Here is a 20,977-nt window from a genome sequence, read left to right on the forward strand (position 1 = left end):
TTAGTCAAGGTATTGAGTTATGACATCCAATATTCCTTGATCTGCATCTAAAGTTACTTCTATGCCTACTGGTAAAACTGCATTCGGCCCATCATGACCAAAAGGTAAGTTAGAAACAATAGGAATTTCTAAATCGCCTAAGCGATCGCGCAAAACTTCTTCTACACTAAAGCTAGGCACATTTGGCGGTGCTTCACACCGACTGAAACCACCCAAAGCAATCCCCCTGACTTTTGATAAAGCACCACTTAAACGCCACTGAGTCAGCATTCGGTCGATGCGGTAAGGTGCTTCTGTGACATCTTCAATTGCCAAAATCACACCATCGAGATTGGGTTGAATTAGTGTGCTTAAAAGATGAGTCGCCACCGTGAGATTACCTGGTAGCAAAATCCCAGTAGCAATACCGCCACCCCAACCACAACCTTTAAGCGAGGCGAGAGGACGCCCTTCTACCCAATTAAATAATCGCTCAATTGACCAATCTGGTTCATCAGCGAGAGTTGTTAACACGGGGCCGTGAACGCTAGAAAACCCTGCATTGTAAAGGCTCCACAAGAGGGCGGTGATGTCAGAAAAGCCAATTAACCATTTTGGGAGTGCAGAGTCGCCTGAGTGCCAATGCCAATTTTCTAAGATGCGGGTGCTGCCGAAACCACCTCTAGCGCAGAGAATACCGCGACAATCTAGGTCTTTCCAGGCTGCTGCTAACTGGTTACGGCGGTTTTCATCTGTTCCTGCTAAATATCCCCATTTGTCATCTATCTTTGGGATGATTTTGATTTGGTAGCCGCGCGATCGCCAAATTTCTAAACCCTGCTCAAATGCCTTCAATTCTCGTAAAGCACCACTAGGGGCAATAACTTGCAGTAAGTCACCAGGTTTGAGAGGCTGTGGTAATATTTTGGATTGCATGAATAAAAAATTAGTAAAAAAATTACATATATCCAAGCGGAACGAGTATTAATTCCACATTAATTCAAGGTTTGTTTGGGCTTGTTTCAAGGCTGTTTCTGGAGATGCGCCTAACATAGTGGCTTCGATGGCTCGACCCAAACTTTCAGACAAGCGACTATAGCCGCGTATAATCGGTCGAGAACCTGATACAGACATTTGATCAAGAAAGACTTTCAGGACAGGTTTTTGCTTGAGGAATTCTTGATAAGCTTGACTTTGGACAGATTTCAAATTTACGGGTAAAAAACCTGAGCCAATACTCCATTCAGTTTGGAATTCTTCACTAACAACATATTCTAAAAACTTCAAGGCTGCCTGTTCTCTTTTAGCTGTGGTTTTCATCACAAACATATTGCCACTAGCTAGCACACTTGCTGCTTGAAGATTACTAGGAATAGGAAGTACATCATAATCAACTTTACTTTTCGTAATGAATGTCCAAGGCCCCGTTAACTGCATAGCAACACGACCGGCAATAAAATCATCTTCTTCGTATCCTCGTTCTGGTGCAGAGAATTTAGTAGAGCCGTCTTTAATTAAGTCTTGCCAAAATTGTAAGGCCGCGATCGCTTTTGGATTGACCAAATTGGGATGGTTATTTTCTACTACTGTTCCACCACTACTTAATAAGAAAGGAAACCAACTGAAAACTGTCCATTCTCCTTTACCAAAAGGCATTGATAGACCATACTGATCTGGAGTGCGATCGCCATTACGGTCTATTGTTAATTTTTTGGCAACATATCTTAATTCTTTCCAGGTCTTTGGCAACTCGGTAATTCCTGCTGCTTTAAACAGATCCGGTCTATAAAAAAGGCTCATATTACCTGCAAATAAAGGGACTGACCAAATATGTCCATCTAACTGCATTTCGCCAAAGCAATTCTGAATAATTTCTGACTTGAGTGGCGATTTGTCCAACCAATCTTCCAGGGAGCGAATCGCCCCAAGTTCCACAAGCTGACCTGTAATCTGTGGGTTAAAGAACAAGATATCTGGCGGAACATTACCAACAACTGCGGCTAACACTTTGGGCATCTGTTGATCAAGTTGACCTGCATAAATAGATTCCATTTGAATATCAGGATGAGTCCGATTAAATCGGTCTACCAGCTTTTGAAATACATCCCGATTTGCAGGGGGATTAATTCCTTGCCACAAGGTCAGATGAATTACTCCATTGTCTTTTTGTGTTGGACTCTGACAGCCAGATAAAAATAATAGAAACACACTTAAGATACTAGCCAGCAGTGAAGCTCGACAAAAAGAGCCGATATGGCAAAGGTAGTTTCTGATTTTCGGAGTAAAAAGAGTAATGGTCATGTTAGTTTCTGCTCTTGTGTAAGAATAGGTTTGTGATTAGGTTAGTGTTTGAGTTATAGAAAGTTTTTTATCTAAAAATAAAATTCTGTATCGTCTATATAATCAATATTGCTAAATCTCTATCAGCGAAAACACATACTTTGGAAAAACCATTATTTTCGAGAAAAATCTAATATCCTTTGCATAGTATCATAAGGGAGTTCAGATTTATTTTGGTGATCCACTAATGCTGACCTCCCTTAATCAGCCTGTCTTAGATAACTATTGGCAAGATTCGTTTAATTTAAAGCAGCATCTACAAGAGTTTTTGCAATTAGATTCAGAAACACTAGAGACAAAGTTAGAGGCTGGTCAGCAACAGATGGCTGAGTTAGGACATAAAGATTTTGACTGGGAAAAAGCAAGTACTTTTTATCGTGACAAAGTAGGAGAAGCTTATTTATTTGAACTGGGAGCGTGGCATCTAACAAGTCACGACTATATTGGAAATACATTACGGTTGATTTCCGATCATGCCCAAGGTCGAGTGTTAGATTTTGGCGGTGGTATTGGGACTCATACAATTGGCGCTGCCCTTTGTCCTCAAGTTGAACAAGTAATCTATTGCGATATTAATCCTGTTAATCACGATTTTGTTTATTCACGAGTCAAACGGATGGGGTTGAGCGAAAAAATATATTTTTGTCATGAGATACCTGCAAAAGAGACTTTTGATACAATCATTTCCTTTGACGTTTTAGAACATTTGCTAGACCCCAGCCAGCAGATGCTAGATTTCCATCAAGCTCTAGCACCTGAAGGTAAGATTATTCTAAACTGGTATTTCTTTAAAGGTTTTAAGCAAGAGTATCCCTTTCACAATGACGATCCTAAAGTAGTAGATACTTTCTTCCGTACCATTCAAACTAACTTTTTAGAAGTTTTTCACCCTCACTACCTTACAGCTCGTTGCTATCGTAAGTGGGTATGAGTTTAACTATTTTCTGAACAGTATCTAAAGTTATTTTTACACCCACTGATAATACTGCCTTGGGCTTTTTATTAAGTAGGTGAATTAGCCAACTTACCTAAGCGATCGCACCATACTTTCTGGTCAATTAATATCTAAAATTTTGTAGAACCAGTTTTCAAAGCGATCGCCTAATGCTTGAAGAGAAAATTCTGTCTCTGCTTGCTGACGACAGGTGTATCGGTTGATTTGATCAAGGCGGGCGATCGCATTTATTAAACCAGCAACGCTATCAGGTTCTACCAAAAAGCCAGTTTTGCCATCTTTGACAATTTCCGCAGGTCCACCCCGACGATAGGAAATTACTGGTACACCACAAGCTAAGCTCTCAATTGTCACATTTCCAAATGCTTCTACCCAATGAGGTGTCATTAATAATCCGCGACATTCACGCATTACCTGCTGCATTTGATTTGTTGATAAAAACCCTAGATATTCTAAAGGTGCATTTGGGTAATTCTGACAAATTTTTTGCCAGTACAATTCATCCTGGATTTTACCCATAATCTTTAGAGGAATATTTGTGCTTTGCGACGCTGCTACTGCATCCTCCAAACCTTTTTCTGGTGCAATTCTACCTACCCAAGCTAACTGCTGTTTTGGTTCGCTGCAAAAATCATATAGTGATAAATCAATACCGTTACTTAAATAAGGACACTCCTGCTCAAGCGCAAAAGTAGCAGCTTGCGTTTGAGTATGGAAACCAATTGTACCGGGAAACTGCTTGACTAATTGTTTGATAATTTGGTCTAAGGCATTACTCAATGAACCCATGCTGACTAAATGGGCGATCGCACAGCCAAAAAAAGGTGTTAGATAAAATGGCAACCAATCGTAAGCAAAATTCACAATCAAGTCATAGTCACCTTGAACCTGACGAGCATAATCCCACATATTCGCCAGCACAGAATTTTCCGGCATAGTAATAGAGGCTGTGCGTTCCTGGCTTTGAGCAATGATTTGTAAATTACCAGGAATTTGCACCAACGGTAGATCATTCCAAGTCGAACCAGCGGGGGCGACGATTTGCAGTTGATGTCCTCGCCGAATCATTTCTTGAGCGATGTTATATAAACTCAATTCCACACCGCCACCCATACCACTACCCAGAGGCCCAACAGGAGTAGAGACAAAAAGTAATTTCATTTTGGCAGAAACAGTCATCCGCAGAGAGTATGAACAGTAGAGTTATACTCTTATTCTCTGTGCCTCTGCGTCTCTGCGTGATACTAATTCATACTTTCACTCAGCAACGCTTTTACTTAGTGTCTTAGTGTCTTAGTGGTAATGTAATTAATTTTTATCACCACAGAGGCACAAAGACACAGAGAAAACTGAATTTAAAATTGTCTTCAATTATAAATTAGTATCAACTAGCCCCTCAGACTCAACCACTGAAATGTAAACTTGCTTTGGAGTAATTTGTTGAACAGCCACAGATAATGCCTCAAGTGGTTCTTCACAGCGACAACCTGCAACCCCATCCCTTGGTTTAACAAGCCAAAGTAATTAAAGGTTCTTTAGTAAACAAAGGACATGAAGGCAATTGCCATTTTACAGTTGATATATTTAAGTCTTTGATTAATCCAGTGCCGATATCAAGTAGCCAACCGTGAACAAGAGGTGCTTTTTGGTCGTGGAGTGCTTTACGCATAATAGAAGTTTGGTACAGATTTTTAACCTGTGCCAAAACATTGATTTCTGCTAAGCGATTCAGACGTTCTTTTCTGGTTGGTAAAATATCAATTTCGTCTTGTTTTTGTAAATAAAGTTCTCGAATTGGATTCACCCAGTTATCAATAATTCCGGTTGTTCTCCCTTCTAACGCCGCCTTAATCCCACCACAATCATAGTGTCCACAAATAATAATGTGTTCAACTTCTAAATGGAGAATTGCGTATTCTAAAACAGCTAAAAAGTTAATATCCGTCAAAGAAACTTGATTGGCGATATTACGATGTACAAAAAATTCTCCGGGTTCCGTGCGGGTAAAATTTGTTAAGGGCAGACGACTATCAGAACACCCAATGTAGAGAAAAGGTGGTTTTTGTCCACGGCTCAACTTTTCAAAATAAGTTGGGTCTATAGCTAGTTTTTCCGCAACCCAAGCCTGATTATTTTCCAGGACTTCGTTGATGTTGTGATATTTCATCAATATTTCTGGGAGTCGTCTATGATCAATATTTTATATTATTCATATTTATAGATAGTTAATAAATTTAACGTAATCTTAAGCTGTAAAAATTTGCCTTTTGAAAATAAAGTCAATAAACTTACAGTTAGTGCAGATTAGACACTATTAAAAGCGATACCACTGAAAACTTTATGCTCAAAAAATTAAGATTTAGTATACTGCTGCTAGCAGTTATGGGAAATGTAGCATCGTCATTGAGTGCTAAGGCAAGTTTTAACGGTAAACTTGCCGTGGAAATTGATGGATTGAAGAACAAACAAGGGCAAGTCTGCGTTAGTATTTTTGCCAGTAGTCAAGGGTTTCCCAATAACCGCGATCGCGTCTTACAAAAGCAGTGTACCAAGATTACCGACACTCCCTTACTAGTTAACTTTGAGAACTTAAAAGCAGGTAACTACGCTGTTGCTGTCATCCACGATCAAAATAATGACCGTACCCTCAATCGTAATGGACTTGGTATGCCTATCGAAGGCTTTGGGTTTTTCAGAAACCCAGAAGTTCGTACAAGTGCGCCTAAGTTCGGCGAAGCAGCATTTTTAGTAGCAGGGCCAAACACCAATATTCAAATCCAGTTGAAATATTTTTAAGCTTATTGTCGTGAATCTTGGTGTGAATCTTCTGGTAAACTCTTTTGTTCAGGCAAGTGTTCAGACAATTTACGTATTCGATTGATCTGATTCAAAGCATACTTTGCTGTTGCCCGCACTTCGGCATCGGGATCTTCCAGAGCATGGCGCAACACCTGACTCATTTGACCCACCATGTCATAAATACGAGTCAGGTCACGAATCGCATTTTGCCGTACTTGTGGACTTTTATCTTGCATTGAAATTGCTAAAGCACGATTCATCGGTTTGAGTGTGCGGACGCCAATTTCTGCCAAAGCTGCCAAAACTAAGCTAGTTTGTTGAGAATCTGTATCAACCATCAGTTCCATCAATGGCTGAATTGCTCGTGAGTCTCCCTGCTGACCTAAATCCCAAATAGCTTTGCGCCGCTTTATTGGGTCGTGACTACCTAAGTCTTTCATCAATTCGTCAACAATATTGACTTTAGCAAGACGAGAAGTTTTTTCTGGTAGCAGCAGTTTTGTCTGAGGTGTTGTTTGTGAACTAGTTACAGATTTATCTTGATGCTGATTTGGTGTCGTCTCTGATGGTAACGGTGGTGTAACTGAGTCTTTGTTAGCTTCGCTTGAAGTTTTGGTATCTAAAATTTTGAAATTTTGCGCTAATCTGACCTGACGCATCCATTTCATCAGATAAAGTATTGCGCCAATAGTCCCCAAAGACCCAAGTCCCAATAGTAACCACCAAACTAAGCCTCGCTGAGTTGGCTTGGGCTTAGCAATTGGTTGGGGAGTAGAGATAGGAGCAGCAAAAATTGGAGAATCAATAATCGCAGAAGTGACAATTGGATTTTTTACTACCAAAGCTGCTTGCAGACTCCGCCGAGTCGTCACATCAGCAATACCGTCTATTCTTTTTAAACCCTTTGCTTTCTGGAATTTAGCTACAGCCATTCGTGTACTGGCGTTGTAGCGTCCATTAATCCCACGATTGTAGTATCCTAAATCCTTTAATTGGGTTTGCAATTCCTGCACCTCAGACCCTCTACTACCGGGTTTGAGAACAGTTTGCCGAGCGGATACTGTGGAACTAGCTTGTGCAAGTTCTACGATTTTCGGTGCTAGGTTAAGTGTAGCTGTACTTGCCCGTGGGTAAACTAAGCAAGAAAAACAGGTAAATATTAAGATTGAGGAACGGCGCAGCCTCATAATTTTGGAAGTTTCAGCCTGAACGTGCTTTTGAAGTCATGGATACAACAATAACGTCCAGTGGTCTAAATGTTAACTTATAACGTGACACAAAAAATCTTGTCAGTATTCAGTTGTCATTAGTTACTCCTTTGCCCATCTCTTCATCTCTTGTGGGTTAAGGCAAGATTTCTGGTTCAGATTCTCTCACTGTTAGGGTTACGGGGTTTAGCTTATTAGCCGGTGGTTCTAAAAGCTGTTGCTGCTGTGTAGTAGTTTTTTCGTTGACAGTAACCGTGTTATTTTGTCCAGATAAGGTATCGCGTTGGTTGATGAGATAGATGCTGATTAAAGTCAAGCCTACTCCTATCCACTGCAACGGGCTAAGAACTTCTGAGAGGAAGAGATTACCAAAAAGCAGAGCAAAAATCGGTGTGAGAAAAGTTAGGGAACTGAGACTAGTAAGACTACCACTAGAGGCAAAGTAGAAAAATAACCCGTAGGCGATCGCACTGCCAAATATGGTAGCGTAACCCAAAGCCACCCACTCAGACGCTCCCAGATTCTCCCACTGTTGGGATTCAACAACTGATGAAATTCCCCATAATGGTAATCCACCTAAAATCATGTGCCATCCCGTAGCAGATACCGGGTCAGCATATTTACACACAAATCGGATCATCACCGTTCCCACAGCCATTGATAGCGCGGCTAACAGCATCAACCACTCACCACTAGCAAATAAATCTTGCCAGCTACCTAGTGTGATATTTGCACCGGAGTCAAGAAAATTTAAAATCAACTCATCCGGTAAGCCAATCAAACTAATACCTGTAACTCCCAATCCTAAGCCTAGCCAGCCCCAAAAACCGATGCGTTCCTGGAATAACCACAACGACAGCAAGGCGACAGCCAAAGGTTGCGAGTCAATCATCACAGACCCTAACCCAGCACTAGTTCTGACTAATCCCTCTGCTAAAAAGCCTTGAAATAACGTCCCATCCACCAAAGCAAATAAGGTAATCCACAGCCATGCTGACCAACCCTTGGGCTGGGATCTACCCATCAATGCTGCTGCGATTAAAATTAACACTCCGGCTGGTAGCAAACGCACTCCCGCCATGAATAGCGGTGTTGTGTGGGGTATTACTCCTTTCATCGCCACCATTGCCGTTCCCCACAGGAAAAACGGGGCGATTAACAATAGGGGAGCAAAGGGAAGTCGGGACTCACTGAGTTTCAGCTGCATGGGTTTGCTGATGCCTTTATTTAACAAGCGCAAAAATTGCTTTACCCAATTTTACCGAATTATGTAGTTTTGTGTTCTCGTTGGCGTAGCCTTTCCCACAGAAGTGTATTAAAGTCACCAAAGCGGTGATGAGTAATGAGTGCTGTTAGCGTAGCTTGTGCTGAGTAAAACGAAGTACATTCAGTAAACCGAGAAGTTCTGCGATCGCTCTATATATTTCTAACCGAGTTCCAAACTTGTCACACCAAACACGCAATTAATAGGTAAGCTAGGCATTCCTTTGGTATACATCCGAGCAGTTTGAAAGACTGGCTGCCAGCCATAATGTTGAACTAAAGCGATCGCTTGTAAGTTGGCATCTGGCACATCAATAAATACTGGAACATCAGGATTTTGTGCAAGCAAGGCTTGAAATAGTGCTTTAGCAATCTTTTGATCATTGGCAAACAACGGCCCAATCCTAAAACCTGTATGGGCAGACCGGATAACTCCATAACCAACAAGATACCCATCTTTGAGAACGCCTAATGCAGCACTTCCTGGTTGCTCAATCCAATGTCGCAGAAACAGCGAACGCCTAGAAGGAAAAAGTTGGCGATCGTAAGCCAGTAACTCCTCAAAAGGTACTGTTCTCAGTTCAACGATACCAGGAGGCATAACACCGCCGCCAACCCCTTCATAACGAATATGGTTGTAAGCAATTTGGAAACCAGACTTTTTGTAATTATCTTGTTGAGCTATTACCCCATCTAAACCGATGTTACGGTCAGTAGCTAGATAAGCCATTGCTGTCTTCCAAATTTTCATACCCAACCCCTGCCCACGAAACTCCGGTTTGACAATGTAAAAACCCAGAAAACCGAAGTGTTGATCATAAGCAACAGCAGAAATACAGCCTACTGGCTCATCGTTCAACTCGCCCAATAAAAAACCGTTCTTGTCAGTTTGATAAAAAGATTGAGCATCATAGTTTCCTGGATTCCAGCCTTCAGCTGCGGCCCAAGTAATTGCCAAATCTACTTCCGACCTGTTCATCGGGCGAACACTGAAGTTATCCCTGGTCATAAGATATTCTTGCTCCTGGACTGCTAAGTATTTAACTTCGCTTTCGCAAACTGAATGATAATTCTTAACATTTTTACACTCATATTTCGTAGTTAGGACTTAACAAACTTGAGTGGGTGACTCACAAAGGCGATACCATCATGAAGCCCCATATCCATACATTCTGCTGGGGTGACTTATTCTTACTGGGGCCACCAAATTGATGATAATGAGCTTTCTCAACTATCTGAATTTTTTGAATAAATCACTTTAAAGTATTGACTTGTTTTTCCCGTCCTGCGAGGGAGACAATAATCACTTAAAAAACCCAAAATAAAAGATGCCTCTTCACTTGCAAAAAATGATTCTGTGGGAATTGGAGGGAATTAAGTGAACAGGATATGACATAATTTTTTGTTTAACCTTTGTAGACTGCGATTAATCGCGTGGCAAATAACAATACAGGAAGAAAAACTTATGGGACTTTTCGATCAAATTCTTGGTGCCGTCGCTAATCCCAATCAACAAGGCAGTTTGGGACAACTGGGAAGTATCATCAACACTGTAGATCAGTTAAGCAATAGCACAGGAGCAGACTCCTCTACTATCCAATCAGTTTTGTCAGTTGTAGGTAGTCAGGTGCGTTCTGCTTTACAACAAAAGCAAGCCACAGAAGGTAATGAAGCAGCGCAAACTTTGGTGAATCAATATGCTGGGAATTCTCCTAACCCCCAAGCCGTTAATTCGCTGTTTTCTCCTAACATACAACAACAGGTAGCTGAATTTGCCGCTCAGCGCACGGGGTTGAATGCTGGCACTATTCAACAATTGCTACCTCTGCTTGTGCCTGTTGTGCTGAATTTCTTGAAATCTGGTGCGAATGCTCAGAATCCCCAAAGTGGCGGAAATCCAGTACTAAATTCTTTCTTGGATGCAGACGGAGATGGCGATGTTGATATTGCTGATGCTATTCAGTTAGCTAGTCGCCATATCAGACGGTAAACGAAGAGGAAAGGGTACTGGAGAGAGGTGGAGGAGGAAAGTACTTCCCTCTCTCGCTTGTCCCTCAATCTCTTCAGTATGCCCTTTTGTTTGTATAATCAACTGTTTTTACTGATCGAATAGGTCAATACCGTAGTAACAAAGTCCAGAGTTACAATCAGCCATATCAACTCGGACTTGATATGTACCGCTTCGATATCTTGCATATCTAAAGCAATGAAATTTCCACGCTCATTATAAAGCAATGCAATGCGTGCTAGTTGCTAACAGAGTGCGATCGCCTTTCACAAAAAACTCACTGCGTCCAATCTTCCAATGTTAAATCAGGAATTTGCGAAAAATCCTTCTGGTTGCGAGTCACCATCACAGCATTTACTGAAGTGCAATTGATGCTATTCGCAAATCTTTTTGTAGTCTTTTTTTATTGAGTTGCTGATTTTCTGTAAGCAACTGCTCATAGTAGTTGCAAGCAGCAATATCAAAGTTAAGTATCCTAATCCCTTTAAAAAATTCCTGCGTAGTCCACAACTGCGTATAAAGTCTTACTAAATTTTCAGATTCAGAACGGTCGTTAATTTTAACAACCCATCCGTTAAATATTTCCTGGACTGTAATAATTATTATAGATAAATTAGGAACTGCCAAAGCAACCTTAGAGACAACAGCTTTGTTACCTTGCAGTAATAGCGAAACATGATCTGTATCAAGTATATAAAGGCTCATTAATTTCTCTCAATCAGACCTTTAATCTCCTTTTCTAGTCGTGTATGTTACGTTCTGCTATAATATTTTCAGCAATTTCTGTAAAATCTGGGTCATCCTGAAACACACCTGCAAACTTCAGCCATGGATTTTCTGTTTTACTTTGAGACAATATAATTTCTACAGGTATTATTTCTAGATTTTCAAGATGAGCATACAGCAGTTTTTGCAACTCTTCTAAAGCTTGTTTCTCAGTGGAAGCTTCAACTTGAAAACTAGGAAATTCTAATACGTAAGCTGTTACCTTTTTTTGATTGTCACGTTCTAGCAAGATATGCAGCTTTAGGTTTTCAGGCTGGGATAAAGTGACTGTAGAAATATTGATAACCATAGGTTTTTCTTTTATAAAGCTTTTTTACGTCATAGCGTTTCTTAGAAACGATAATACAAAGCCACAAAGAACTAAAATTTGCTCTTAATAAAATAAATATATAATTTATACACTATATGTTTATTGTAATTAAAAATAATTATTATCTACCAACATCTCTGTAATGATATCCTCAGCAATGAACGCCACTTCTTGCAGTTCGCACAGGGAGATCAAAGATGTCCTTTACAAACTCACCGCCCCAACTGAAAAGAGAGTTAGGGGTTGCTGGTGCAACTCTGATGGGACTGGGTTCGATTGTTGGTACGGGTGTATTTGTCAGTATTGGAATTGCAGCGGGGATTGCTGGGCCTGCGGTAATTCTGGCGGTAGCAATAGGGGCAATTGTCGCTACTTGTAATGGACTCAACAGCGCCCAGTTGGCAGCTAATCAACCTGTCAGTGGTGGCACTTATGAATATGGTTACAAGTATCTCACCCCCGCTTTGGGTTTTACAGCTGGTTGGATGTTTTTGGTAGCAAAGACTGCTTCGGCTGCAACCGCCGCTTTAGGTTTTGCCGGCTACTTGCTTAACGTCTTAGGTTGGAATTCCACTTGGATTGTTCCCATAGCCCTTTTATCTGTAGTAATCGTCACGCTGGTTGTTTTAAGTGGTATCCGACGATCTAATGTTGCTAATACCGTGATTGTCTCGGTAACGTTATTATCTTTGGGGTTCTTTGTCCTAGTTTGTCTACCGCGGGCTGCTGAGGTAGGGATGGACAATTTGACACCATTTTTTACAAGTTCACCAGGAGCGATACTCCATGCTAGTGCCTTGATGTTTGTCGCCTATACAGGTTATGGCCGCATTGCCACAATGGGGGAAGAAGCACGTTCACCAAGAGAAACTATTCCTAAAGCTATGATTGTCTGTCTGCTGCTGACAATGGTGCTTTATATAACAGTAGCAGCAGTTGGGATTGGGGCTGTGGGAGCAGATGTCTTAGGTAATGCCACTCAACAGACAAAAGCCGCTCCCCTAGAGGTAGCAGTCCGCAGTGTTGCTGGTTCGGGTGCTGCCTTTGTCTTAGCTATTGGGGCGATGACAGCGATGTTGGGTGTGCTACTGAACTTAATTTTAGGTTTATCCCGCGTATTACTCGCAATGGGACGTCGCTCGGATGCTCCAAGATTTTTGGCACGTCTTAACCAACAACAGACAACGCCATACTGGGCTGTGATATTTGTGGGAATAGCGATCGCCTTACTAGTACTTTTAGGCAATGTGAAAACAACTTGGTCGTTTAGTGCCTTCAGTGTCTTAATTTACTACGCAGTTACTAATCTAGCAGCTTTACGCCTCACCTCAACCGAGCGACTCTATCCTGTATGGGTGGCTTGGATAGGTCTTTTATCTTGTCTTTTCTTAGCTTTCTGGGTGGAATCTTCTATCTGGCAAGTGGGTTTAGGGTTGATTGTTGCTGGGTTAATTTGGCATAAAGTTCGGCGAACGATCGCGCGATCGGCGTAGGATTATTTTTAAATCTCTAAATATCTCTCATAAGGATGAAATTAATTACTAACTATAGATAGTGGCGCTAGTAGTTTAGGATAGCTAAAGTTAGTTAATAGTCCAGCATTCACTGTTGTTGAGTCACGATACTAATCCTGATGTTGCGGTGCTGGCGATTTTCTGCCTATCTGGGTAGTCTGGATTGCCTCAACTAAACGTTTCATTAGCACAGCGACAGACACTAGCAAAACAGACATAACAGATATGAAAGCAGATGAACTCCTGAAAAACTATGCAGCAGGCGTAAGAGACTTTACTGCTGTCAACCTGAGTGAAGCAAATTTAAGGGAAGCTAACCTTAGTGGAGCAATTTTAGATAGAGCCACATTAGATGGAGCTAATCTGAGCCATGCTAACTTAGCGCAAACTAGTTTGATTGAGGCAGATCTCAACGGAGCAAATTTGAGCCATGCCAACCTTAGTGGCAGCAATTTAGGTGGAGCCATCTTAGATGGAGCCATTCTAGATGGAGCATTTTTAGATGGAGCTAATTTGAGTCAGGCTGACTTGACTGTTGCCAAGTTAATTCAAGCAAACCTCAGCGAGGCGGAGTTACAAAAGACAAACTTGAAAGCTGCAAATTTAGATGGAGCCGATTTGAGTGGAGCAGATCTAACCATAGCAGACTTGACTCAAGCCAACCTCACCCAAGCCGACTTGAACCAGACAAATTTGAGTGGAGCCAATTTAGATGGCGCCAATATAGAAGGAACAATCCTGGATGAGAATTCTTAATTACATTGGACTTCTTGCATAAGTCAATATTTGTTAAATCGAACCAAAAATAACCACAGATATTTATCTGTGGTTATTTTTGGTTTTATTCGGATTTTTGCAAGAAGTCTATTTAATGCTGATTAAGGTTAAAGCCAGTTTTAAGCAGCTTTCTAAATTGTGATTTATTCAATTGAAAACTGCTATATCTACTTTAACCGTTTCCGCTAGTCTTCTTTCCTACTATCCACACTGGATCACCTGTTTTGATAGCACCGAAGTTAACTGTTTTACTGCCGCTATTAGGCATATAGTATGGTGAAGGTAAAGCTCCTGAAAGTTTGAATTTAGGGTCAAGCTTCGTCGCCTGAGATCCCGCTGGTTTGATGTTGAAAAAGATGTTATTCGCTACACCAGCCGACGCTCCCAACGAATTGTTGATTTCATCAGATGAGTTATAGAAAATGTTATTACGAATCTCCTGATTATCACCATCCCCTTTAAAAAGCCGGAAGAAGGGATCTTTTGAGTTTTTAGCATACACTGTGTTGTTAGTAAACTTGAAATTGTCCCTTTTCTCCCTAAAATGGCCGACTACAGTAGGCCCACCTGTTTTTTCAAAGATGTTGTGATGGACATTCAAGTTTTGAAATTTAATCCCAAATGAGGCAAGGGGATAAGCGCCTCCGCGAATATAGTTATGGTCAAATTCGATATTGTTGCTAGATACCTCGCAAGCGTAGAAGGGATTATCTGGCCCATACCAGAGATTATGATGTGCGTGGATGCTAGTTGGCTGTTTATTAGCAGGGGATGCTAATGATAGCGTACTGCTAAAGGTAGAGTTATAAATCTCGCAGTTGTAACAGTTTGCGTGCCAAAGCTCCAAAGCCATTTGTGGAGTATAACCGCTTCCCCAAGCGTTCCATTTATCGACTTTAATATCTAAGTTATAAAATTTGACATTTCTTAAGTTCCCCTCTTTAAACTTGGAACCGCTGGGTTTCCCTACCCAATCCTCGCTAATTGTTCTCATTCCTCCGCCACCACGTTTTCTGGTGTCGATATTCATGTCATGCAAATTAACATTTGTCAGGTTTCCGATACCAAAAGCGTGTGATTGCTTACCACCTCCACCAGCGATCCGATTGTTATAGGAACTATCTGTAATGCTAATGTTGTAGATATTGCTACCAGATACCCTCTCCATATCGATCGCTGTAGTGGCATAGCTATTAAATGCCAAATCGTGAATTGTCAATTTATTGGCATCTAGAATATACATACCCAATTCATAGGCACGATTTTTACCATCAAATTTCATGCGACTAATGGTTATGTTTTTAACTCCAACCAACCGCAATTCTCCGGTGAGAGTAGTTGAATTAACTCCTGAACCGACAAGGTTTACTCCTGATGGTACTGAAACTTTTTTGCCTACATCAAAAGTCCCGGCTCCAATTTGAATAGTATATCCCTGGTCAGGAGGAACAGACGCGAAGGCTTTGTTTAGGGTACGCCAAGGTGAAGACTGTGTGCCTTTAGCTGTATCTGACCCTTTGGCGTCTACGTAATAGTATTTAGATTTTGAGCTAGTACGACCTGCAATATACTGTTCAGGAATGCCCGAAGCTTGCTCAGAGCCACCTGCTAAAGCTTGACATAAAAAAGCTGACACATCAGCTCGACTAGCTAATTTATTGGGTTTTAGGGACTTAACATCGGGATAATTGACGACAAGATTTTTTTCGGTTGCTGCTGCTATTCCAGCATAGGCATAGCCAGGAATCGTTTTTGCATCAGTAAAGTTATTATTTAGCGTTGTAGTAGCAAACTGAGTTGGAGAGTAATTTAAGCCACTAGCTAAAGCTACTAAAGCTTGAGCGCGAGAAATGTTTTGGCTGGGATTGAATACTTTACCGGGATAGCCTGACAAGAATCCTGTTTGAGTAGCTGTTTCAATCGCATTGTAGGCCCAGTAATTCGAGGGAACATCGACAAACTTAACTGAGTTACGAGTCTTTTTTGCGTTGGGGAAAGCCTTGTTAACCATTGCTGCGAACTCAGATCGAGTCACAGAGGAATTTGGTCGGAAAGTACCTTCTGGATAACCACTGATAATACCTTTGCTAGCCAGTTGTGTGATACATGATTGAGACCAGTTACCTTGAATATCTGTAAATTTAGATTGAGCTAGTTTAGGAGCTGCTATTACCAAATGCGTAACAGCACTAATCACTATTCCCAATCCAACTAGTAAAGCAAAGCCAGATTGCCATTTGCGGACTCTAATCATTAAAATTATTACCTCAATTCATATTTTTTTCTGGTTTAAGCAGATACTAGTGCCACTAAAACATTCTAGAATTTTTTTTCAATTCCTTGGAAAATGTGTTCAAAGATATTCCTTTAAGCAATCACCGCATATAGTGCGTGTCTCTGATACATAGTAACAAAATCAAAGATTAGGAGGTTTGGAAGTTAGACTGAAGCTGATATTGAGTCAGTAAAACAGTTCTTGAAGGGAACACGCAGCGATAGAGGTATGCAGTTATTTCAGAAATTAGCAACTACCACAAAGGTAAATTTAGGAACAAAGTAATTGAGCTACATTGAAGATGAATTGTTCCACATCAATGGTAATTACTTAGCTATTTAGGTATTTAATGATAGATAAGATTTAGCGATCGCACTGCTCAACGCAATTAAAGCTAGTAAGTGAGTCAGTGCAAATAAACGAGAGTTCGTAGTTAGGGCTTCAGCCATTAAAATTCCCTATCTGAAAACTAAAGCCTGACTATAAATTAAGAGTATATTTAGTATTTAATTATGTCTTTACTATTAGTTAACACAGATGATGTTTAATCATGCCTAATTTTTTTCCAACACTTTAATGCGGTAATCATACCCTTGCTTTACTAAAAATGATTGACGATAGTGAGCAAATTCCTCTTCACAAGTTCGCAGTCAGATAAGATTGTTAAATATGATACTTTACATATCAATATAAATAACTAAATTCTAAGAGCATACTGTGGTGTTTAATGCTGTTGTGTTGTTTTTTGCATACGCGCAGAATAGAAGCAACAGGTATTGGTTTCATTGATTTAAGTTTGCTCGAAGTTTATCGTCGATGTCGCGCACATGCACATCTCTACTCCTAGCGATCGCTTTATAGCTGTTATGAATAAATTAGTTCAATACATCCAACTAAAGTGCAACTTCAATGCGTAACAACTAAACAAGTAACGATGGCTATAATTGTTGAAATAATTTAAATTTCATAGTACCAAATATCTTCTTCTCGCAGCACGATTCGATGCAGAGACAGACGATCAATCAAGCCTTCCTGCTCAAACTGCCCAAGAATACGAGTAATTGTCACACGAGTTGAACCCAACATTTCCGCAAGGTCTTCATGAGTCAGACGCATATCTATTAAACGTCCCTTTTCAACTTCCGAACCAAACTTATTCGATAACCATGCCAACAGCTTGATCAGCATGGTATCCACTTTTTTATAACTACGAATAACCATCAATTCTTCAGCCTGCTGGATGTGAGCAAGTAGAGTTTCTGTTAGTTGTGGCCATTCCTCTAAAGGTAAGATTACCGCCTCAACTTTAGTCAGACATTCCATCTGATGTGGTTCCAATTTTGACAAAGCTTTACCGATGACATCTCCAGGGCCCCACAATCCCAGCGCAACGGTTGTACCATCTTCTAGATAGGTAAAAGTCCGAACAAAACCCGCTTCAATTTTCCAAAGATTATTTTCCTGTTCTGGCAAGAATGCCCGCCGGGTAAAAAGTTGCTTAGAATTCTTACTAAGCGGGTCAGCAAAGCTTGAGTATAAAGACACCATAATATATAAAACTGTTTTTCGATAGATTAACCGTAGTATATATATATCAGGTTATGGCAAACTATTATCTTCTCTACGAGACCTCCGCGTAGCTTTTCCGTAGGGGTACGCAGTGGGGTGTAGCGCATTACGAATTGGTAATTAGTCGGCTACACCCCTGAAAATGCCTAGATTCCCGCACCATCCAGAAAATCTTCAATCATCCCATCAGAATTACTGCTTTTAGCTTTGTCGGTATGTCCATTAGCAACTTTTGTTAGAGACATTGCTGGAGATTCCATCTGCTCGAACTGTTTTTCTAGAGCTTTGACTCTTTCAAATAAAGCTCGAATCACTTCAGCTTCCACATCCCGGACTTTATCATGATCCAGAACATTGCTACTCAAATTGTTCTGACGAGTCACCCGTCCTGGAATCCCGACTACTGTGGTGTTGCTGGGCACATCTCGCAACACTACCGAACCTGCTCCGATACGGACGCGATCGCCAATTTGAATATTACCCAATACCTTCGCACCTGCTCCCACAACCACATGAGAGCCTAAAGTTGGATGGCGTTTGCCGCTTTCTTTACCAGTACCGCCGAGGGTAACACCTTGATATATCAGGGCATAATCACCCACGATTGCTGTCTCACCAATCACTACTCCCATACCGTGGTCAATAAATACTCCTTGACCAATTAACGCCCCAGGATGGATTTCAATTCCAGTTAAAAACCGACTAATGTGTGAAATAAACCGAGGTATAAAGGGAACTCCCATTTTATATAGCCAGTGTGCCGTTCGATGGCACAGTAAAGCTTGGAGTCCAGGATAGCAAAACAATACCTCCAGCCAATTACGGGCTGCGGGGTCACGTTCAAAAATAGTCCGCAAATCAGTTAGTAGCATACTTTCTAGTTGAGATCATCATTGCTAGGCAAGGCTCTGAAAAGAAATTCACATAATTTCCGAAAAGATTAGGCCATTATTGGGAATTTTGTAAGATAATCTACGGTAAGACGATAGATTTATAGTTTATTTGTGGATAGTGGGATGCTATCACATCCAACACTTTGAAAAAAATTAATTTAGCACAAAACGCGATAAATCAATTGACTAACCGTAGTATATTGAGTACAGACTTGAATAGCCAAAACTACGCTCTCCTGGATCTGTCTTCCAAGGTTGAATACGCGCTACTGGCACTTTTAGAACTGGCAAGCCATCACGGAAAAAAAGTTCCTCTGACCATGAGCGAGATCACTGCCAAACAACCTATACCCGAACGCTATCTAGAACAAATTTTGACCAACCTCCGGCGTACTGGTGTGGTGCAGAGTCAACGCGGCTCTAAAGGAGGTTTTGTTTTAGTTCGTGAACCTTGGCAAATTACCTTACTGGAGATTGTCACTTTAGTCGAAGGTGAGCGCAAAGAGAAAGAAAGCTCTGAACCTCCTACTCTCGAAAGGTGTTTGGTTTATGAAATCTGGGATCAAGCCAACGCTGCCGCGATTGAGGTTTTGAGACGTCATACGCTCCAGGACTTGTGCCAAGAAAGAGAGGCTCGTGCTCAGCAGAGTCCAATGTATTACATTTAGTCAAAAAGGAGTACCGAATATGGGTATAGCGAAAGATATTACAGAGTTAGTCGGACGGACTCCTTTAGTTCAATTAAACAAGATTCCCCAAACATCGGGAGCTGTGGCTCAGATTGTTGTGAAGCTAGAAAGCATGAACCCAGCGGCTTCTGTCAAAGACCGGATTGGGGTAAGCATGGTGGAAACAGCAGAGGAAGCAGGCTTGATTTACGCTGGAAAAACTACTTTAGTGGAGCCAACTTCTGGTAATACAGGAATTGCGCTGGCAATGGTGGCAGCGGCCAAGGGGTACCATCTGATTCTAACAATGCCTGACACGATGAGCCAAGAACGACGAGCCATGCTCAGAGCTTATGGCGCTCAACTAGAGTTAACACCAGGTGTAGAGGGGATGCGAGGAGCGATCGCTCGTGCAGAGGAAATTGTCGCTCAAACGCCCAATGCCTATATGTTGCAGCAGTTCCGCAACCCCGCTAACCCCAAAGTTCACGCCCAAACCACAGCAGAAGAAATCTGGAAAGACACCGAGGGAAAAGTAGATATCCTTGTGGCGGGAGTGGGTACTGGTGGGACTGTTACGGGAGTTGCAGAAGTTATTAAACAGCGTAAGCCTAGTTTTCAAGCGATCGCAGTTGAGCCAAGCAGCAGTCCAGTACTAGTTGGTGGTCAATCAGGGCCTCATAAAATTCAGGGTATCGGCGCGGGGTTTATTCCAGCAATTTACCGTGCGGAATTAATAGATGAGGTGATTCAGGTAACAGATGAACAGGCGATCGCCTACAGTCGTCGATTAGCAAAAGAAGAAGGATTATTATCGGGCATTTCTTCTGGAGCTGCTTTATACGCTGCTATTCAAGTAGCACAGCGACCTGAGAATGCAGGTCGCCTGATTGTGATGATACAGCCTAGCTTTGGTGAACGCTATCTCAGTACCTCACTGTTTAAAGACCCAGAAGAAAATGAGTGGGTGAATAAAGTTTAATACTTAATTTAGAGTAGGGTGGTTAGGCGCTATTGAATATGTCGGTTATTTGAAATATATTGATTGCTTTAAAAATTGGGGAGATTCAATTTTTGAACCATCTGAGCACACAAGAAACGTTTTCAGTCCGAAATCAAATCCCGCTATCTTAAATGAAAGCCGCGCTAGACTCGTCTAACAACTCCAAGACTGCAATATCCGAAAACTCTGATGTGGATTCGCTAAGTTGCACCGATATCCAGCAGACTACTCGCGCCTTCAATATTTGACGCAGTGCTAAGGGAAAATCCATCTCAATAATTTCGCTAGTAGGCTTTTCAGTTGCTACTAGCGATCGCAAGAGTGCAAGATTAACCACATGATTTGATAGCGGTTGATTCCAGAATTTTCTCAATTTCTTAAGATTCAGGGAAAATTAAGGTTTATAAACAGGCAAAATCTTAGCCAATCTCCTGGTTGCATCTTCCTTTAGCTTTTAGGTATGGGAAGGACTAGTCAATATTTAATTACCATTTAGATAAACATCTTATAAAAAACAGAAACACAAAAGCGCCCCCCATTTCTGGAGAGCGCCTTTAGTTGTAGAGACGCGATGCATCGCGTCTTATTCAAAGATTAACCGTTGATTGCAGGAGCACTGATAGCCACAGG

General features: G+C 41.2%; 20 protein-coding genes and 1 pseudogene. 7 read left to right on the plus strand and 14 right to left on the minus strand.

The window, feature by feature from the left end; translation table 11 throughout:
- Positions 1–915, minus strand: coding sequence for a S66 peptidase family protein (locus tag HCR01_RS29065; RefSeq protein ID WP_193199494.1), 915 nt, complete (start codon positions 913–915; stop codon positions 1–3).
- Between the two features lie 48 nt (positions 916–963).
- A complete protein-coding gene (locus HCR01_RS29070) occupies positions 964–2,280 on the minus strand; it encodes an ABC transporter substrate-binding protein (protein ID WP_193199495.1) in 1,317 nt (438 codons plus the stop codon).
- Positions 2,281–2,506: 226 nt separating this feature from the next.
- Here HCR01_RS29070 and HCR01_RS29075 point away from each other — a divergent pair, with 226 nt between their 5' ends.
- Positions 2,507–3,250, plus strand: a complete 744-nt coding sequence (locus HCR01_RS29075; RefSeq protein WP_193199496.1) for a class I SAM-dependent methyltransferase — start codon at positions 2,507–2,509, stop codon at positions 3,248–3,250.
- Positions 3,251–3,373: 123 nt separating this feature from the next.
- On the opposite strand, the gene HCR01_RS29080 is transcribed toward HCR01_RS29075, so the two are convergent.
- Positions 3,374–4,435: a glycosyltransferase family 4 protein gene (locus tag HCR01_RS29080; RefSeq protein WP_413773982.1), complete on the minus strand. Its 1,062-nt coding sequence runs from the start codon at positions 4,433–4,435 to the stop codon at positions 3,374–3,376.
- Positions 4,436–4,781: 346 nt separating this feature from the next.
- Complete coding sequence (locus tag HCR01_RS29085; RefSeq protein WP_193199498.1) at positions 4,782–5,441, minus strand: carbonic anhydrase; 660 nt, start codon at positions 5,439–5,441, stop codon at positions 4,782–4,784.
- A gap of 173 nt (positions 5,442–5,614) precedes the next feature.
- Here HCR01_RS29085 and HCR01_RS29090 point away from each other — a divergent pair, with 173 nt between their 5' ends.
- On the plus strand, positions 5,615–6,070 hold the full coding sequence (locus HCR01_RS29090; RefSeq protein ID WP_193199499.1) for a DUF2141 domain-containing protein: 456 nt from the start codon (positions 5,615–5,617) through the stop codon (positions 6,068–6,070).
- 2 nt (positions 6,071–6,072) lie between these two features.
- Here the strand turns inward: HCR01_RS29090 and HCR01_RS29095 are convergent, their stop codons facing one another.
- The 3 genes from HCR01_RS29095 to HCR01_RS29105 all read right to left on the minus strand — a co-directional run bounded on the left by HCR01_RS29095 (position 6,073) and on the right by HCR01_RS29105 (position 9,553).
- The gene (locus HCR01_RS29095; RefSeq protein WP_193199500.1) at positions 6,073–7,260 is read right to left on the minus strand and encodes a peptidoglycan-binding protein; all 1,188 of its coding nucleotides are present in this window, start codon (positions 7,258–7,260) and stop codon (positions 6,073–6,075) included.
- A gap of 157 nt (positions 7,261–7,417) precedes the next feature.
- Positions 7,418–8,488, minus strand: coding sequence for a DMT family transporter (locus HCR01_RS29100; RefSeq protein WP_193199501.1), 1,071 nt, complete (start codon positions 8,486–8,488; stop codon positions 7,418–7,420).
- Between the two features lie 219 nt (positions 8,489–8,707).
- The gene (locus HCR01_RS29105; RefSeq protein WP_193199502.1) at positions 8,708–9,553 is read right to left on the minus strand and encodes a GNAT family N-acetyltransferase; all 846 of its coding nucleotides are present in this window, start codon (positions 9,551–9,553) and stop codon (positions 8,708–8,710) included.
- 456 nt (positions 9,554–10,009) lie between these two features.
- Between HCR01_RS29105 and HCR01_RS29110 the strand changes: the two genes are divergently transcribed.
- Positions 10,010–10,534, plus strand: coding sequence for a DUF937 domain-containing protein (locus tag HCR01_RS29110; protein ID WP_162399716.1), 525 nt, complete (start codon positions 10,010–10,012; stop codon positions 10,532–10,534).
- Between the two features lie 372 nt (positions 10,535–10,906).
- Here the strand turns inward: HCR01_RS29110 and HCR01_RS29115 are convergent, their stop codons facing one another.
- Together HCR01_RS29115 and HCR01_RS29120 are read right to left on the minus strand one after the other, a co-directional pair.
- On the minus strand, positions 10,907–11,257 hold the full coding sequence (locus HCR01_RS29115) for a type II toxin-antitoxin system VapC family toxin (protein WP_226889707.1): 351 nt from the start codon (positions 11,255–11,257) through the stop codon (positions 10,907–10,909).
- Between the two features lie 34 nt (positions 11,258–11,291).
- Positions 11,292–11,627, minus strand: coding sequence for a hypothetical protein (locus HCR01_RS29120; RefSeq protein WP_193199503.1), 336 nt, complete (start codon positions 11,625–11,627; stop codon positions 11,292–11,294).
- Between the two features lie 218 nt (positions 11,628–11,845).
- On the opposite strand from HCR01_RS29120, the gene HCR01_RS29125 reads away from it, so the two are divergent.
- Positions 11,846–13,141 (plus strand): APC family permease, encoded by a 1,296-nt coding sequence (locus HCR01_RS29125; RefSeq protein ID WP_193199504.1) that lies wholly within the window; start codon positions 11,846–11,848, stop codon positions 13,139–13,141.
- A 246-nt stretch (positions 13,142–13,387) separates the two neighbouring features.
- A complete protein-coding gene (locus HCR01_RS29130) occupies positions 13,388–13,918 on the plus strand; it encodes a pentapeptide repeat-containing protein (protein WP_193199505.1) in 531 nt (176 codons plus the stop codon).
- A gap of 193 nt (positions 13,919–14,111) precedes the next feature.
- Here HCR01_RS29130 and HCR01_RS29135 read toward each other — a convergent pair whose 3' ends face one another.
- From HCR01_RS29135 to cysE, 3 genes are all read right to left on the minus strand, one after another.
- The gene (locus HCR01_RS29135) at positions 14,112–16,193 is read right to left on the minus strand and encodes an S-layer homology domain-containing protein (RefSeq protein WP_193199506.1); all 2,082 of its coding nucleotides are present in this window, start codon (positions 16,191–16,193) and stop codon (positions 14,112–14,114) included.
- A gap of 978 nt (positions 16,194–17,171) precedes the next feature.
- Complete coding sequence (locus HCR01_RS29140) at positions 17,172–17,762, minus strand: Crp/Fnr family transcriptional regulator (protein WP_193199507.1); 591 nt, start codon at positions 17,760–17,762, stop codon at positions 17,172–17,174.
- 167 nt (positions 17,763–17,929) lie between these two features.
- Positions 17,930–18,655 carry a serine O-acetyltransferase gene (gene cysE / locus HCR01_RS29145; protein WP_193199508.1) on the minus strand — a complete coding sequence of 242 codons (726 nt, stop codon included), beginning with the start codon at positions 18,653–18,655 and terminating at the stop codon, positions 17,930–17,932.
- 221 nt (positions 18,656–18,876) lie between these two features.
- Between cysE and HCR01_RS29150 the strand changes: the two genes are divergently transcribed.
- Positions 18,877–19,344, plus strand: coding sequence for an RrF2 family transcriptional regulator (locus HCR01_RS29150; protein WP_226889710.1), 468 nt, complete (start codon positions 18,877–18,879; stop codon positions 19,342–19,344).
- A 19-nt stretch (positions 19,345–19,363) separates the two neighbouring features.
- Positions 19,364–20,326 (plus strand): cysteine synthase A, encoded by a 963-nt coding sequence (gene cysK / locus HCR01_RS29155; RefSeq protein WP_193199509.1) that lies wholly within the window; start codon positions 19,364–19,366, stop codon positions 20,324–20,326.
- Positions 20,327–20,383: 57 nt separating this feature from the next.
- On the opposite strand, the pseudogene HCR01_RS39160 reads toward cysK, so the two are convergent.
- Positions 20,384–20,476: pseudogene (locus HCR01_RS39160) on the minus strand (transposase); the annotation flags it as partial.
- Entirely contained in the window at positions 20,475–20,684 is a 210-nt protein-coding gene (locus tag HCR01_RS29160) for a hypothetical protein (protein ID WP_193199510.1), read from the minus strand. The pseudogene HCR01_RS39160 and the gene HCR01_RS29160, both read right to left, overlap by 2 nt.
- Between the last annotated feature and the right edge of the window lie 293 nt (positions 20,685–20,977).

Source organism: Nostoc sp. MG11, from assembly GCF_014904695.1.
Lineage (GTDB): Bacteria > Cyanobacteriota > Cyanobacteriia > Cyanobacteriales > Nostocaceae > Komarekiella.